Raw genomic sequence first — 15,799 nt, 5'->3', positions numbered from 1 at the left:
CTGGTGTGGGCACGCCCATACTGTTCAATTTGGCGGATCAAGATTCCATTCAGTTAAATAATGTTACGGAGATAACCATTAACGGTTTAGGGGAAGGTGATCCCATTAACGCATTAAAGTCTACCAATAATAGAGTGGAACTGGGTGGTGTAAAGAACCTTTATCAAAATATTTATGTAGTGATGGATGCTGGAATTAATTTTTCTCCAAGTCTAGGTATTCCTGTGCATGGTATTATTGGGTATGATTTGTTTAGGGATTTTGTTGTGGATGTCAACTATATCAAAAAGACCATTAAGTTTTATGATCCAGCGCTTTATACATATAAAACGTCTAAGCATACTAGGGTAGTGGATATGTCGGTAATTAGAAGGAAGGCATATTTAGATGCTCATGTGATGATCAATAAAACCGATGAAATTCCTGTCAAGTTATTGTTGGATACGGGTAGTAGTGACGCGGTTTGGTTGTTTGAAGATGAGAGAATTCAACTTCCAAAAAAACACTATCAGGATTTTCTTGGCAAAGGTTTGGCAGGAGATATTTTTGGAAAGAGAACCAAAATAAATCATTTAAAGATTTCTGATTTTATTTTGAGCGATGCCAAGGCGGCATTTCCTGATATGGAAACATTTAATTCTATTTCCGATTTTGGTGGTAGAAATGGCAGTCTTGGTGGGGAGATTATAAAGCGCTTTCATGTGGTGTTTGATTATGCTAATGAAAAGCTCATACTTACCAAGAATTCAAACTTTGGTAAACTATTTCAGTATAATGTAAGTGGTATTGATCTTCAACATGCCGGTATGCGGTATGTTTCAGAAAGAATTACCGATGCTAACGGTATTGTAAATAGTAATGCAAAATCTTATGGAGATGTTCAAATCTTGCTTCAAGGAGCTACAAGGTTGAGTTTGGTGCCAGAGATAATTGTATCGGGAATTCGTCAAGGGAGTCCGGCACATTCAGCAGGGTTACGTGAGGGCGATGTAATTTTAGCAGTAAATGGTAAGCGTATTCATAGATACAAATTACAAGAGATTATGCACATGCTCAATGTAAACAAAGATAATAGGATAAAGGTTTTGGTAGAGCGTTATGACAATGATTTGTTGTTCAGCTTTGAGTTAAAACCCCTTTTCGATGATCAATAAGACAAAAAAAGCCCAACTTTTCAGTTGGGCTTTTAATTTTACAACAGTAATTTTTATTTGGTACCGGTAGAAGCTTTTACTTCCCCTTTGATCTTTAAAACTTTTGTTGGTGTATCTGCGTTAGATATTACCGTAATCGCTTTACGAATAGGTCCAACTCTGTTAGTATCATACTTAACTTGAATTTCACCTGTTTTACCTGGTAAAATTGGATCTTCCGGTTTTTTTGGAATTGTGCATCCACAGCTAGAACTTACTTTACTTACAATAAGCGGAGCAGTACCGGTATTGGTAAATTCAAAAACTCTAACTCCGTCAGAACCTTTTGCTATTTCACCATAATCAACCGTTTCTGACTTAAACTCTATTTTGGCCGCAGTGTCTTGAGCGGTCAAGCTAAATCCTAGTAAGCCTACAAATAATACAAGTACTATTTTTTTCATCATTTTTAATTTTGGGTGGATTTCAAAATTAAATCTTTTCAGATCAACCTCAAAATCCTTTTGTTATACTCTAACGTTACTTATTTTTGTTTCGTATTTAATTTTAGGTAAAATTTAGCTGAAATGACCGTTAGAATGTCAGTTCGGCTTTATTTTTAATAACCACATATTTATTTATTCAAAAACTGTTCCAAATATGGAAATTCCTTCAAAATATAATCCGCAGTCCACAGAATCTCAATGGTATGAGTATTGGATGAAAAACGGATATTTTCATTCGGTTCCCGATGATAGGGAACCTTATAGTATTGTAATACCACCACCAAACGTAACCGGTATTCTTCATATGGGGCATATGCTGAACAATACTATACAAGATGTATTGATCAGAAGAGCTCGTTTATTAGGTAAAAATGCATGCTGGGTACCTGGTACGGATCACGCATCTATTGCTACAGAGGCAAAAGTGGTGGCTAAATTAAAAGAGCAAGGTATCAATAAAAATGACCTTACAAGGGAAGAGTTTTTGAAACATGCTTGGGACTGGACACACCAGTATGGAGGTATCATACTAGAGCAGTTAAAGAAATTGGGCTGTTCTTGTGATTGGGACCGTACCGCGTTCACTATGGATCAAGAAAGATATGATAGTGTTATAAAAGTGTTCATAGACCTTTATAATAAAGGGTTGATTTATCGCGGTTATCGTATGGTAAATTGGGATCCAGAGGCGCAAACAACATTGTCTGATGAAGAAGTGGTGTATGAAGAAAAACAAGGTTTGTTGTACTATTTGTCATATGCCATAGAAGGTTCAGATGAAAAAGTGACCATTGCTACTACAAGACCGGAGACTATTTTGGGTGATACTGCTATATGTATTAACCCTAACGATGAGCGCTTTACTCATTTAAAAGGTAAAAACGTTATTGTGCCTATTTGTAATAGGGTAATACCTATTATAGAAGATGAATACGTTGATATGGAGTTCGGGACCGGTTGTTTAAAGGTGACACCTGCGCATGACATAAATGACAAAGCGCTAGGCGAAAAGCATAACTTGGAGACTATAGATATCTTTAATGATGATGCCACCTTAAATAGTTTTGGTATGCATTACGAGGGTAAAGATCGCTTTGTAGTTAGAAAAGAAATCTCAAAAGAATTGGAGGAAAAGGGTATTTTGGTAAAAACCGAAACCCATATCAATAAAGTAGGTACCTCAGAAAGAACCAAAGCTGTCATAGAACCTAAACTGTCTGATCAGTGGTTTTTAAAAATGGAAGATTTGGCAAAACCCGCTTTAGAAGCAGTGTTGGAAAGTGGAGATGTAAAACTGCATCCAAAGAAATTTGAAAATACATATCGCCATTGGATGGAGAACGTTCGTGATTGGAACATCTCTAGACAATTGTGGTGGGGACAACAGATACCGGCGTTCTATTTTGGTGACGGTCAAGAAGATTTTGTGGTTGCCGCTAATTTAAAGGAGGCCTTAGAACTGGCAAAGGAGAAATCTGGCAATTCAGATTTGCAGGAAAGTGATTTAAGGCAAGATGCCGATGTGCTAGATACTTGGTTTTCATCTTGGTTATGGCCTATGAGTGTATTTGGAGGCATTATGGATCCGGATAATGAAGAGGTTAATTATTACTATCCTACCAACGATTTGGTTACGGGTCCGGATATTCTATTCTTCTGGGTGAATGATAGTTGCCTGGTATGAGTTTAAAGGTAAGAAACCTTTTGAGAATGTTTATTTCACAGGCTTGGTAAGGGATAAGCAGCGCCGCAAGATGTCTAAATCTTTGGGGAACTCGCCAGATGCATTAAAATTAATTGAAGATTATGGAGCGGATGGCGTACGCGTTGGTTTGTTGCTAAGTTCGGCGGCAGGTAACGATTTAATGTTCGATGAAGATCTGTGTCAGCAAGGAAAAAACTTTGCCAATAAAATTTGGAACGGTTTCCGATTGGTTAAAGGTTGGGAAGTTGCAGATATACCACAGCCCGAAGCATCAAAACTTGGTTTAGAGTGGTACGAGTCTAAATTGAACAAGACCTTGGTAGAGATTGAGGATCACTTTAGCAAGTTCCGTATTTCCGATGCTTTAATGTCAATTTATAAATTGGTTTGGGATGATTATAGTTCTTCTTTATTGGAGATTATTAAACCTGCATACCAGCAACCTATTGATAAAATTACTTTTGATAAGGTAATTCAGCTATTTGAGCAGAACTTGAAATTGTTACATCCGTTCATGCCATTTTTGACCGAGGAGGTGTGGCAGCATATTTCAAAAAGAAGCGAGAGCGAAGCATTGGTGATTGCAAAGTGGCCAACAATAGGTAAAATAGATGAACAATTATTGGAAGAGTTCGATTTTGCCGCTGAGGTTATTGCCGGGATTAGAACTATAAGAAAGAACAAGAATATTCCTATGAAAGAAGCATTGGAATTATCTGTTTTAAATACCGAAAAGGTGAGCGATCGTTTTGATGTTGTCATATCAAAACTTACCAATGTTTCTGATATTGCTTATACAGAAGAGCAGTTAGAAGGTGCATTGACATTTAGGGTAAAGAGTAACGAATACTTTGTGCCTATGGAAGGTGCTATAGATATTGAGGCTGAAATTGTGAAGATTAATGAAGAGTTGAAATATACCAAAGGATTCTTACAGTCTGTTCAGAAGAAATTATCTAATGAGCGTTTTGTCAATAATGCCCCTGAAAAGGTAATAGCAATTGAGCGTCAAAAATTAGCTGATGCCGAGGCTAAAATTGAAACTTTAGAAAAGAGTTTAGCAAGTTTAGGCTAATATTTTTTAATATATAACAAAGCCTCATTCCCATTTTTTGGGAGTGAGGCTTTTTCTATTGTTAAAATCATGGACGCACTCAAGTGCTTTTTGTAATTTTAAATAGAACCAAAAAGCTTTGAAAATGAAATCATTAAGAAAAGAGGATATTAAACAAGAAGTGTTCGATCTCTACGATGCCTATGCCCATAATAAACTAGAACGACGAGACTTTGTGCAAAAACTATCAATGTATGCGGTAGGAGGTATTACGGTACCTTCGTTAATGAGTTTTTTAATGCCTAATTACGAAACTACGTTATTGGTCGATAAAAACAACCCTGATCTTGATTCTGGTTTTATTACCTATGATTCGCCAAAAGGCGGTGGTGAGATTAAGGCGTTACTTTCAAAACCAAAATTAGCTGACGAAAAGTTACCGGGTATAGTGGTGGTACATGAAAATAGAGGTTTAAATCCGTATGTTGAGGATACGGCAAGAAGAGCTGCCCTGGCGGGTTTTATCACGATTGCCCCAGACGCTTTGAGTCCGTTAGGTGGTTATCCGGGTAATGATGATGAAGGTAGGGAAATGCAACGTAAAAGAGACAGAAATGAAATGCTTGAGGATTTTATTGCGGCATTCAACTATTTAAAGAATCATGAAGGGTGCACAGGTAAGATAGGGGTTGTAGGTTTTTGTTTTGGTGGATGGATCTCTAATATGATGGCAGTAAAAGTGCCAGAATTGGCAGCTGCGGTTCCATTTTATGGTGGTCAGCCTAAGGAAGGAATAGAAGATATAATCGCTCCTTTATTACTGCAATACGCAGGTTTGGACGAACGGGTAAATGCCGGATGGCCTGAATATGAAAAAAAGCTTAATGAGTTGGGTAAAGAAAATACAGCCTATTTCTATCCAAATGTTAATCATGGTTTTCATAATACGTCTACTCCAAGGTATGACGAACCGGCAGCAGAATTGGCATGGTCGCGAACCATTGATTTTTTTAAGGAAAATTTAATGTAAGTGGTTGGTTTTTAGTACTTGTAGTGCAGTGTGTTGATGGTATGGCGTTGATTTAGAGCTAGTAATCAATTCGTTTGAGTTAAGGGTATAGGGCTAATGCCTTTAACTTTGTCATATAAACAATCTAAAAAACACACATTATGAGAAGTCTATTATGGTTAGTAGCAGTTATTTGTATAATTATATGGTTATTGGGAATGTTAGGAATTGTTCCTGGACTTGCAACCGGTAGTTTAGTACATATTTTATTGGTGATTGCAGTTATTGTAATTCTATACAACATTATATCTGGTAAAAAAGTCCTGTAATTACATTACATTATGTAAATAATATACAGACCCTTGAATTTATTCAAGGGTTTTTTTATGCGTATATAGTATCTTTAATACTATGATACGACCATATATACTAGCAGAAACAAATTGGAATCATTTAAAGGATGAAAATATAGAACTGGCGGTATTACCGTGGGGTGCAACAGAAGCGCATAATTATCATTTGCCATATGGCACAGATAACTACCAAGCTGAAAATATGGTTGAAGCTGCGGGTAAGATTGCATGGGAAAAGGGTAAAAAAGTAATTATTTTGCCCACTATACCTTACGGTGTCAATACAGGGCAAAAGGATATTTATTTGGATATGAATTTAAATCCGTCTACCCAATTGGCAATATTGAAAGACTTGGTAACTGTTTTGGATAGACAGGGAATTAGAAAGCTACTATTGTTCAATGGGCATGGTGGAAATAACTTTAAACCGATTGTTAGGGAACTGGGTTTAATGTTTCCAAAGATGTTCATCAGCTTCTGCTTTTTTCCACCAATGTTAGATAAATCTAAATATTTCAAGGAAAAAGGTGATCATGCAGATGAGATGGAGACTAGCCTCATGCTTTATTTAAGACCAGAACTGGTATTGGCGAAAGAAACATGGGGTAGTGGTAGTGCTAAAAAATTTAAGATCAAAGCTTATAATGAGGGTTGGGCTTGGGCAGAACGCCAATGGTCTAAAGTTAGTAGTGACACAGGTATAGGTAATCCGGAGTATGCTACTGCTGAAAAGGGAGAACGTTATTTTAAAGATGTATGTGAGAAATTGGAGGATCTTATCTGTTCCCTTTGTGATGCGGATTTAGAAGATTTATATCATTGATTTTTAATGGCAATCAATTTAACTAGAATATTGTTTTACGGCCATTCTATAAGAATTAGCACATAAATACAATGATAAATTATTTGCAGATTTAAATGAAATAGACCCAACGTTAATTTAACCTAATAATCTGTAAATTGATAAAGAGTTGTGTCTTAGGAAGAAGTAATAACGTTATCTACCCATTAAACAATCTAAGGTTATTTTTTTAGTTCTTTGTTAACCAAATCAATATAAGATTGCATGGCCTTTTTCTTACTCATGTTTTTAGCTTGAATCAAAGCATTTGCCTTAAAGGCATTGATTAGAGGGGTTTTGCTACCTGGGTTGTCAAAATTTGCATTGGCTATTTTGTAGTAGGCATACAATTTTAGTAAAATGTCCGCAGGTATTGGTTCGGTAAAGCTATTGACCAAAGCAACTTTTTCCTCAAATTCAATACGTAATTTCTTCATGCTCGTTTGGATCGACAAAAGTAGCTATACAAGTTTCCGCGCCTTTAACTTTCTGATTTAACTTGACATTTATCTGGCAATCTAAAGGTAAAAATAAATCTACTCTAGAGCCAAACTTTATGAATCCTGCGTCATCACCTTGCTGAACGCTTTCTCCTTTTTCGGCGTAATTGACAATACGCCTAGCCAGGGCACCTGCAATTTGGCGATATAGAATTTCACCAAATTTAGGAGTTTTGATAACAACGGTAGTTCTTTCGTTTTCTTCACTGGATTTTGGGTGCCAAGCAACTAAGAATTTTCCAGGGTGATATTTGGAAAATGTTATACTACCACTAGCCGGGTATCTGGTAACATGTACGTTCACGGGAGACATGAATATAGAAACCTGTCTTCTTTTTTCCTTAAAAAATTCTTTTTCAAAAACCTCTTCTATAACAACGACTTTGCCATCTACCGGAGATAAAATTTCATCAAAGTTCTTCACCGCTAATCTTTTCGGGTTTCTGAAAAACTGGAGAATTATGATCAATAGCACTAAGCCTAACAATTGAACTGTCAATTTCAACCATGCTATATCAATAAAAAAATGAGCTAGCAATACGCTAATCCCAACTAAACAAAAAGTAAGTAATATAATTTTTTGTCCCTCCCTATGAAACATAACTGAATATATTTAAAGTTAAATATGCAAATGGTGCGGCAAAGACCAAGCTATCTAAACGGTCTAACATGCCTCCGTGACCTGGTAAAATGGCTCCGCTATCCTTAACGCCGGCCGCCCTTTTTAATTTAGATTCAATTAAATCGCCCAAGCTACCTGCAACGACAATTACAGTTGCTAGAATCATCCATTGTATTGGACTGATCAGCGCTTCAAAAGTTGCCATTAAATAAGCTGCAGCCAGTGCAAATATAAAGCCTCCAAGAGTACCTTCAATAGTTTTTTTAGGAGAAACTGAAGGAAAAAGTTTAGTTCTTCCTATGCTTTTGCCCACTAGGTATGCAAATGAGTCATTTACCCAAATTAAAATGAAAATACCCATTATCAACAGTTTGGCGAAAGCATCATTTTTATAAGGTATCATAGTTAAAAAAATACACCCTCCGCCAATATAGAAAAGACCGACAATAAATTTCATTGGAGTATTGAATTTAATAGGCTTTTTCGTGAATAGGTTAATGAGCAAATAAATATCTACAACAATGGTAATTACCATTAATATATTAATGACCTGTTGATCTTTTACCAAATATATAAATGCCCACCATATGGCTAAATAAGCAGCAAAAATATGATATCCTCTTAAGTGAACTAATTTTTTGTACTCATATAAACAAGCCAACCCAAAGGTCATAAATAAAAAGTCAAAGGCATCAGAACTTAAAAAGACTGCTGACAATAATAAGATTATGTACACAGCCCCAGTTAGTGACCTTCTTAGAATTTCTTTCATACTATAAATCTTCCAAAAGTAAAAGATAAAGATTTTTAGTACTACTACCATATGTTAGAAAATCATCTGAGTTTTCTGGGGTAGCTTTAAAGTGTTTTAGTGTAGTTATATTAGCCGGTATTTTTTGACCGTATTTCTTTTTTATGGTCTTTAGTCCTTCGCCTATAGACTCGATCAGCTGACTGGTGGTTGCAAAAACTACTACATTACTAGGTAGTTCGTTTACTTTTTTCTCCAATAATTGATTGGAGCAAACAAGTATACTGCCGTTTTGTGCAATTAAGTGCTCACAAGTAGTAAAGAATACTTCGCTTGATCTTGCTTGGTCTGTAAAAGTAATGGGCTCTTTTGAAAATTTTTGGGCTAGCCTTTCATCTAGAACGAAGAAAGGCTCGCTTTCCCAATTATTTTCAGTTATTATATTTTGAATTGCTTTTGAAACTTCGGCATCAGAATCGCAATAAATAAACTTTCCGCCATTTTGCTTAAAATGAATAGTAAATTTTTCGTCAACAGGAATATTCAAATCTGGCATATGATCTCCGCGCGTTTCTGTAGTTTCTTTCGAAACCTTCTTCTTGCCACCACCAAATAAAATATCTAAAAACCCCATTTACGTTATTGAAATAATTGCTAATCTAAAGTACTGCAATTTTACTTATTCTCTGTAATTTCTTGCTCTTCCGTAGATTTGTTGTCCTCTTCTTCCTTAAGTTTCTTCTCGTTTTCTAAAGCTAAAATATCCTTTTCGAAATTTCGCTTGCCAAAGATTTTTTCTAAATCTTCCTTAAAGATAACCTCTTTCTCTAATAATCTTTCAGCTAAAGTGGTAAGTTTATCTTTATTCTCAGTTAAAACCTTGATAGCACGTTGATACTGCTCTTCAATTATTTTTGAAATTTCTGCATCTATTTTACGCGCAGTGTCTTCACTGTAAGGTTTTGAGAAACCGTAAGAATCTTGACCAGATGAATCATAATAGGTGATATTACCAATTTCATCATTAAGTCCATAAATAGTAACCATTGCTCTAGCCTGCTTGGTTACTTTCTCCAAGTCACTTAAGGCGCCTGTAGAAATTTTATTGAAAATCACTTTTTCAGCAGCTCTACCGCCCATAGTTGCACACATTTCGTCCAACATTTGTTCTGGCCTAACAATTAAGCGCTCTTCCGGTAAATACCATGCAGCACCTAATGATTGTCCTCTTGGTACTATGGTAACTTTTACTAAAGGAGCGGCGTGCTCCAACATCCAACTAGTGGTTGCGTGACCAGCCTCATGATAAGCAATGGTTTCTTTCTCACCAGGAGTAATAATTTTATTTTTCTTTTCTAGACCACCAACGATTCTATCGACCGCATCTAAGAAATCTTGCTTTGTAACCGCTTTTTTCTCATTACGAGCTGCAATTAGCGCAGCTTCGTTACAAACATTTGCAATATCTGCACCAGAGAAACCAGGCGTTTGTCTTGCCAAGAAATCTAAATCTAACGTTTCTGCAGTTTTGATAGGTCTTAAATGAACTTCAAAAATTTCCTTACGCTCACGAATATCTGGAAGATCCACGTAGATTTGTCTGTCAAATCTACCGGCACGCATTAATGCTTTATCCAATACATCTGCACGGTTGGTTGCTGCAAGTACAATTACGTTTGTATTGGTGCCAAAACCATCCATTTCGGTCAATAACTGGTTCAATGTATTTTCACGTTCATCATTAGATCCCGTAAAATTGTTTTTACCTCTTGCTCTACCAATGGCATCGATCTCATCAATAAATATAATGGCAGGAGATTTGTCTTTTGCTTGCTTGAACAAGTCACGTACTCTAGATGCACCAACACCTACGAACATTTCTACGAAATCTGAACCGGATAACGAGAAGAAAGGAACCTTAGCTTCACCAGCAACGGCCTTGGCCAATAGTGTTTTACCAGTACCTGGAGGTCCTACAAGTAATGCACCTTTTGGTATTTTACCACCTAATGAGGTATACTTGTCCGGGTTTCTTAAGAATTCTACGATCTCTTCAACTTCTTCTTTTGCACCTTCTAATCCGGCAACGTCTTTAAATGAAGTTCTTGTATCTGTCTTTTCGTCAAATAATTTTGCTTTAGACTTGCCTATATTAAAAATCTGACCTCCGGCACCGCCGCCGCCGCCGCCAGACATTCTACGCATTAAATAGATCCAAATACCTATAATCAATACAAACGGTAAAAGCGATAACAAGAAATCTAAAATAGCAGTAGATTCCTTACCAAATTCAATGATTGTATCTAAATTGTTTTCTTTTTTGATTTCAGTGATTTCATTCTGAAATATTTGAAGGTCACCATAATCTAAAGTGTACTGAGGTACATTGCCGGATGATGGAAGAAAAGACTTCTCGTTCACATCTTTGTGAACTTCTTTTGCAATAGCATCATCGGTTAAAAAAACCTTTGCTTGATTGGTGTTGGTAATGATCAATACTTTTTTGACATCACCATTTCTTAAATACTGCTGTAATTCTGAAGTAGTCGTTTTTTGTGTGCTAGCTAGGTCATCACTATTGAATAATTGAAATCCAATAAGTAATACTGCTACCAATCCATAAATCCACCAAGAACTAAACTTTGGTTTTTTCGGATTTGTTTTGTTTTCTTTTGCCATTTTAATTTTTTATTAATTTACGCTACTTTCTATAGTTGTGAATTTTGCATCTCCCCATAAACCTTCTATATCATAAAATTCTCTTACTTGCTTTTGGAAGATATGAACAACTACATTAACGTAGTCCATAAGTACCCATTCGGCATTGTCTTCGCCTTCTACGTGCCAAGGTTTGTCTTGAATCGCTTTACTTACTGTTTTTTGAATAGAACCTACAATAGCATTTACATGCGTATTCGAAGTACCGTTACAAACTATGAAGTAATCACAAACGGTATTCTCAATTTCTCTTAAATCTAATAGGTTGATGTTGTGACCTTTTACTTCGTCAATTCCCTGAATTATTAATGCAATTAACTCATCTTTGCTAGTTTTATTTTCCTGCATTCAAAAATTTTAGTTTTTACAAAGTTATTATTTTTTTGTTCTTTTAGGACTAGTTTTTAACAATACATTAAAGATTCACAATAAGAACAGTAAATGCAAATAATCAAACTTGATGCCACGCAATCTACGAACACCTATTTAAAAGATTTGTCATTTAATAAAGTATTGGAAGATTTTACTGTAATTAGTACTGCAAACCAAACTTCCGGTAGGGGGCAAATGAGTGCTAAATGGGAGTCTGAGCCTTATAAGAATCTAGCTTTCAGCGTATTGAAAAATGATATCAATGTGCCCTTACAACGTGTTTTTTTAATAAGTGTTTGTGTGTCACTTGCAATAATAGATGCTTTAAACCGGTTGGCAATACCTGATTTAAGTATAAAATGGCCTAACGACATTCTGTCAGGTAATTCTAAAATAGGAGGTATCTTAATAGAAAATATTTTGTCGGGTTCAAAAATTAAGCGCACAATTATAGGATTTGGATTAAATGTTAACCAAGAAGTATTTAGAAATGCACCAAATGCATCTTCTATGAAAAATATTGTGGGCACTGATTTTAATCTAGATTCGGTATTTTATTCAATAATTGAACAGTTGCATTTGTATTTAAACAAACCTATAGATAGTTTAGAGGAAGAATTATATGCTCAGTATCATTCTAAACTGTTCAGAATAGGTAAGGTCAGTACTTTTCTAAAAGAAGATGATTCACGCTTTACCGGCACAATAGAAGAAGTTTCTATTGGCGGTAAATTAGTGGTAAAACATGAAAATGGTAATTTATTGGAATATGGGTTAAAGGAAATACGTTTGTTGTATTAGACTTTGCCCAAATTTGTTGATAGGGTATTGATGAAATTTGTAATCGGTTTTTTGATCATCATGGCCATCATTGCATTGAATTCACCTTTAAAACTTAGAACAACCTCGCTTTTATCGGCATCTATTTCTATAATATCCGCAGTTAAGGTAAATGGTAGTTTTTCACTTGCAGCACCTAAAACAATTTGGTTGAACGGTGTTTGCTCTTTTTTCTCCAATACAATTTCTGGCATTCCTTTTAGTGCGAAAAGAAATCTATTTTCATTTAAAACTTCGAATTTGTCAATATTTTCAGGCATTAACAATCTAAAATTAGGCAGGTCGTTCAAGAAGTTAAAGGTTTCTTCTTTATTTTTTGATATTTCTGCCTTTGGTGTTTCTATAAACATAGTTATTTATTTGTCCATTTTGAAGGATCTTTCCTCCATTGCTTTAATGTAATTAGTTGCTCTTCTTTGACGTAGCCTGTGTCAGATGCCTGTTCAATTAAATAATCATAACTACTTAAAGTATGCAACTTTGTATGTTCTTCTTTAAAGTTAGAATCGGCAGTTTCAAAACCATATGTAAAAATTGCCAACATACCCTTTACTTTGGCATCTACCGCCTTTAGTGCTTTTACAGCGTTAAGGCTACTTTTTCCGGTGCTGATCAAATCTTCTATAACCACTACTGTTTGGTGGGCTTCTAAATGACCTTCTATTTGATTTTGTCGACCATGTGATTTAGGTTCAGGCCTAACGTAAACAAACGGTAAATTAAGTTTGTCGGCAACTAAAGCTCCAATTCCAATTGCGCCTGTAGCTACACCTACAATACAATCTGGCTTGCCGTAAAGTTGCTCTACCTGCTTTGCCATTTCATCACGAACGTAGTTTCTTATAATAGGATAAGAAAGTAAAATTCTATTATCGCAATATATAGGAGATTTCCAGCCCGAGGCCCATGTAAAAGGATTTTCGGGTTTCAATTTTATTGCATTAATTTGCAAGAGAAGCTCTGCTGTTTTTTTTGCAGTGTTTTTGTCTAAAACCATAACGCAAATGTATAAAGTTTTTGTTAATGAATTGCCTTTGATTTTGACAAATAAACTCTCTGACACAACAAATGGAGAGTATTATTCTTTAAATCAAGAATCTATTGAGGAGGCAATTACTTCATTGAGAAAGGAGAAGTTGAGGGAAGCGTTTATTTATCATCCTAATTACGATGAAATTTTAAAAAAATTCACTCAAGTCGTTCCTTTGGTTATTGCCGGTGGGGGTGTCGTTAAAAATAGAGAGGGGAAAGTACTTTTTATTTACCGAAACGATAAATGGGATTTACCTAAGGGCAAATTGGACAAAGGGGAATCTATTGAGGAATGTGCCGTTCGTGAAGTAGAAGAAGAAACCGGTGTAAAAGGTCTTGTTATAGATCGTTACATTAGAACAACATATCATATATTTAAGCGTAATGGCGTTAATAAACTAAAGCAGGTTTATTGGTATGAGATGCGTACTAATTTTGAGGGCAAATTAAAACCTGAAAAAAAGGAGGGTATCTTTAAGGTAAGATGGAAAGGGCCTGATAAAATAGAAAAAGCACTAGAAAATTCTTATGCCAACATCAAAATTTTATTTGGGAAAGATTAACGTCTATTACTTTATTCTATAGACCGGATATTGTAAATGTGCCTTTTCATAAAGGTTACTTTTTTTAAAAAGCCAATCTAATTGCATGTACCAGTTTTGGTTGAAATCTGGTTCATGCATTTTTTTATGATCAAATTCTGCCTTAAGAATAGAATCTGTCTCTAAAAGTTTTAGTGCGGTATCTTCAAAAACATATGGAGAGAAACCTTCTTTTTGTTGAAGAATGGTGTCAAAATAATTCCAATTAAAAAATGAATCTACGGCAGAAGGTTCTAAAGTTTCTAAAATATATCTAAAACCTGGCTGATCTGTTGGTATAATAATATCTCCTACCAAGAAAACTTTATTCTCCTCGGTTTTAGTTACGGTTGTATTGTAATGTGGGTAATGTCCTTCATAAGGTGATGTGTAAGTCTGGTATTCATTTATCCTATAGCTCTCTACTGTTATGGCCGAATCTTTTTTAAGCGTGGAATACGTAATTTTGTTCAGATTTAATTTTTCTATAATATTTTCCCACTGTTTGCCCAATACATACGCTTTAGGAATTTTAACGGAGTCTGTAGCCATATAATAATCTTGGTAGATTACTTCTTTTTCAATCGGAAAATTTCGGTTGTATTTAAGTCTAGTTGATCCTGTAACATCACTAATAATTGTATCTGCCCGATAGCCTTTGAATATATACTTGGAATTTTTGGTAGCGTCAACTGTCCAGGAAATAGGGTAATGTTCTTTTTTGCTGTTCTTTGAAAATGCCGCATTTCTTAAGTTTTTTATTTTACTGCCATCGTTTTCGGCAATGGAAATCATGTTTTTCATTAGTTGATAGGTACCTTCTACACGCATGTGGTATGGTTTTAACATATGTGTCTCTACCATCATGCCTACGGTATTGAATAATGTGGTATAACCTGTAGAATATCTTGGGTGGTCCATAAATTGTTGAAAACCATTTTCAGGTGGACTATTGAATACATTAACATATGGGGTAATATCCCAATTGGCTTTTGATAAAGAATCTTGTAGTTGAGGCATTAATGAGCCATGAACGTATTCACCTAATTCACCGCCCAATTTATTATGTTGCGTAAATAAATGTGTAAGTGTGTATTGGTAATCCGCACCATTGCTTACATGGTTGTCTATAAAAATATCAGGATTTATGAGATGAAAAATTTTTGCAAATGTCTTGGCGTTCTTGGTATCGGTTTTAATGAAATCTCTATTTAAATCGTAGTTTTTTGCATTGCCTCTAAAACCATATTCCAATGGTCCGTTTTGGTTGGCACGAGTAGTACTGTTCCTATTGAGCGCCCCTCCTACATTATATATAGGAATTGTAGCTATTATAGTTTTCTGTGGTGTTTTAATTTCATTGCCGGCCAAATCTCTAAATAACAACATTGTAGCATCAATACCGTCACTTTCACCAGGGTGTATACCATTGTTGATTAACATCATGGTATTGGTCTCGCTAAGTTTTTTGTAATCAAAATCTCCTTTTGGACTATAGGTGACAACATGCAAAGGCTCACCGCTGTCAGTATTGCCAATGGTTTGTATATTGATCGATGAAAATTCTTTGGATAGTTTTATGTAAAAATCTATGACCTCGTTATAGGTTGCAGTCTCTTTTTTGTTTGAAACTTCAAAAGGAGTAAGAAAATCTGTTTTAGTATTCACAACTTTACTTTCACAAGAGAAAATTAATAGTGCTAAAAAGATGAATGATATATTTTTCATAAACAGACAATTACAAAGGCAATTAATACCATGAACTGAATGTAAAAATAATCA

16 protein-coding genes and 1 pseudogene are annotated in these 15,799 nt (G+C 35.3%); 7 read left to right on the top strand and 10 right to left on the bottom strand.

The genetic code is table 11. The features are described 5' to 3' along the window. Positions 1 to 1,154 (top strand): PDZ domain-containing protein (locus tag QZ657_RS12250; protein WP_291967181.1); only part of this gene is annotated, 1,154 nt, incomplete at its 5' end. Positions 1,155 to 1,207: 53 nt separating this feature from the next. Here the strand turns inward: QZ657_RS12250 and QZ657_RS12245 are convergent. Beyond that, complete coding sequence (locus tag QZ657_RS12245) at positions 1,208 to 1,600, bottom strand: DUF1573 domain-containing protein (RefSeq protein ID WP_082643031.1); 393 nt, start codon at positions 1,598 to 1,600, stop codon at positions 1,208 to 1,210. Positions 1,601 to 1,793: 193 nt separating this feature from the next. On the opposite strand from QZ657_RS12245, the pseudogene QZ657_RS12240 reads away from it, so the two are divergent. The 4 genes and pseudogenes from QZ657_RS12240 to QZ657_RS12225 all read left to right on the top strand — a co-directional run bounded on the left by QZ657_RS12240 (position 1,794) and on the right by QZ657_RS12225 (position 6,583). Beyond that, positions 1,794 to 4,419 (top strand): annotated as a pseudogene (locus QZ657_RS12240) (valine--tRNA ligase). Positions 4,420 to 4,543: 124 nt separating this feature from the next. Beyond that, entirely contained in the window at positions 4,544 to 5,428 is an 885-nt protein-coding gene (locus QZ657_RS12235) for a dienelactone hydrolase family protein (protein WP_291967179.1), read from the top strand. 140 nt (positions 5,429 to 5,568) lie between these two features. Further along, positions 5,569 to 5,736 (top strand): lmo0937 family membrane protein, encoded by a 168-nt coding sequence (locus QZ657_RS12230; RefSeq protein ID WP_027067903.1) that lies wholly within the window; start codon positions 5,569 to 5,571, stop codon positions 5,734 to 5,736. Between the two features lie 82 nt (positions 5,737 to 5,818). Then, positions 5,819 to 6,583 (top strand): creatininase family protein, encoded by a 765-nt coding sequence (locus QZ657_RS12225; protein WP_291967177.1) that lies wholly within the window; start codon positions 5,819 to 5,821, stop codon positions 6,581 to 6,583. 200 nt (positions 6,584 to 6,783) lie between these two features. Here QZ657_RS12225 and QZ657_RS12220 read toward each other — a convergent pair whose 3' ends face one another. Genes QZ657_RS12220 through rsfS form a run of 6 tightly spaced genes read right to left on the bottom strand, consistent with a single transcriptional unit; the run spans position 6,784 to position 11,540 of the window. Further along, on the bottom strand, positions 6,784 to 7,038 hold the full coding sequence (locus tag QZ657_RS12220; protein WP_276473631.1) for an acyl-CoA-binding protein: 255 nt from the start codon (positions 7,036 to 7,038) through the stop codon (positions 6,784 to 6,786). Then, complete coding sequence (locus QZ657_RS12215; protein WP_276473630.1) at positions 7,019 to 7,702, bottom strand: phosphatidylserine decarboxylase family protein; 684 nt, start codon at positions 7,700 to 7,702, stop codon at positions 7,019 to 7,021. The genes QZ657_RS12220 and QZ657_RS12215 overlap by 20 nt, the downstream gene beginning before the upstream one ends. Then, entirely contained in the window at positions 7,692 to 8,495 is an 804-nt protein-coding gene (locus QZ657_RS12210) for a phosphatidate cytidylyltransferase (RefSeq protein ID WP_291962675.1), read from the bottom strand. The genes QZ657_RS12215 and QZ657_RS12210 overlap by 11 nt, the downstream gene beginning before the upstream one ends. Position 8,496: 1 nt before the next feature. After that, a complete protein-coding gene (locus QZ657_RS12205) occupies positions 8,497 to 9,108 on the bottom strand; it encodes an LUD domain-containing protein (RefSeq protein WP_276473628.1) in 612 nt (203 codons plus the stop codon). Positions 9,109 to 9,149: 41 nt separating this feature from the next. Next, on the bottom strand, positions 9,150 to 11,153 hold the full coding sequence (ftsH, locus tag QZ657_RS12200; protein ID WP_276473627.1) for an ATP-dependent zinc metalloprotease FtsH: 2,004 nt from the start codon (positions 11,151 to 11,153) through the stop codon (positions 9,150 to 9,152). Positions 11,154 to 11,165: 12 nt separating this feature from the next. Then, positions 11,166 to 11,540, bottom strand: coding sequence for a ribosome silencing factor (gene rsfS / locus QZ657_RS12195; protein ID WP_276473626.1), 375 nt, complete (start codon positions 11,538 to 11,540; stop codon positions 11,166 to 11,168). A 93-nt stretch (positions 11,541 to 11,633) separates the two neighbouring features. On the opposite strand from rsfS, the gene QZ657_RS12190 reads away from it, so the two are divergent. Further along, positions 11,634 to 12,365, top strand: a complete 732-nt coding sequence (locus QZ657_RS12190) for a biotin--[acetyl-CoA-carboxylase] ligase (RefSeq protein ID WP_291967174.1) — start codon at positions 11,634 to 11,636, stop codon at positions 12,363 to 12,365. Here QZ657_RS12190 and QZ657_RS12185 read toward each other — a convergent pair. Together QZ657_RS12185 and pyrE are read right to left on the bottom strand one after the other, a co-directional pair. After that, a complete protein-coding gene (locus QZ657_RS12185) occupies positions 12,362 to 12,754 on the bottom strand; it encodes an SRPBCC family protein (protein WP_276473624.1) in 393 nt (130 codons plus the stop codon). The two genes, QZ657_RS12190 and QZ657_RS12185, sit on opposite strands and share 4 nt — an antisense overlap. Before the next feature lie 2 nt (positions 12,755 to 12,756). Further along, entirely contained in the window at positions 12,757 to 13,401 is a 645-nt protein-coding gene (gene pyrE, locus QZ657_RS12180; RefSeq protein WP_291967172.1) for an orotate phosphoribosyltransferase, read from the bottom strand. A gap of 7 nt (positions 13,402 to 13,408) precedes the next feature. Between pyrE and QZ657_RS12175 the strand changes: the two genes are divergently transcribed. Next, positions 13,409 to 13,999 carry an NUDIX hydrolase gene (locus QZ657_RS12175; RefSeq protein WP_291962045.1) on the top strand — a complete coding sequence of 197 codons (591 nt, stop codon included), beginning with the start codon at positions 13,409 to 13,411 and terminating at the stop codon, positions 13,997 to 13,999. Positions 14,000 to 14,005: 6 nt separating this feature from the next. Here QZ657_RS12175 and QZ657_RS12170 read toward each other — a convergent pair whose 3' ends face one another. Continuing rightward, complete coding sequence (locus QZ657_RS12170) at positions 14,006 to 15,745, bottom strand: M14 family metallopeptidase (RefSeq protein WP_291967170.1); 1,740 nt, start codon at positions 15,743 to 15,745, stop codon at positions 14,006 to 14,008. Positions 15,746 to 15,799: the final 54 nt, after the last annotated feature.

Source organism: Maribacter sp. (genome assembly GCA_020629415.1).
Lineage (GTDB): Bacteria > Bacteroidota > Bacteroidia > Flavobacteriales > Flavobacteriaceae > Maribacter > Maribacter huludaoensis.
Note: the sequence above shows the minus strand (reverse complement) of the source record. Positions and strands in the feature narration are given on the sequence as shown.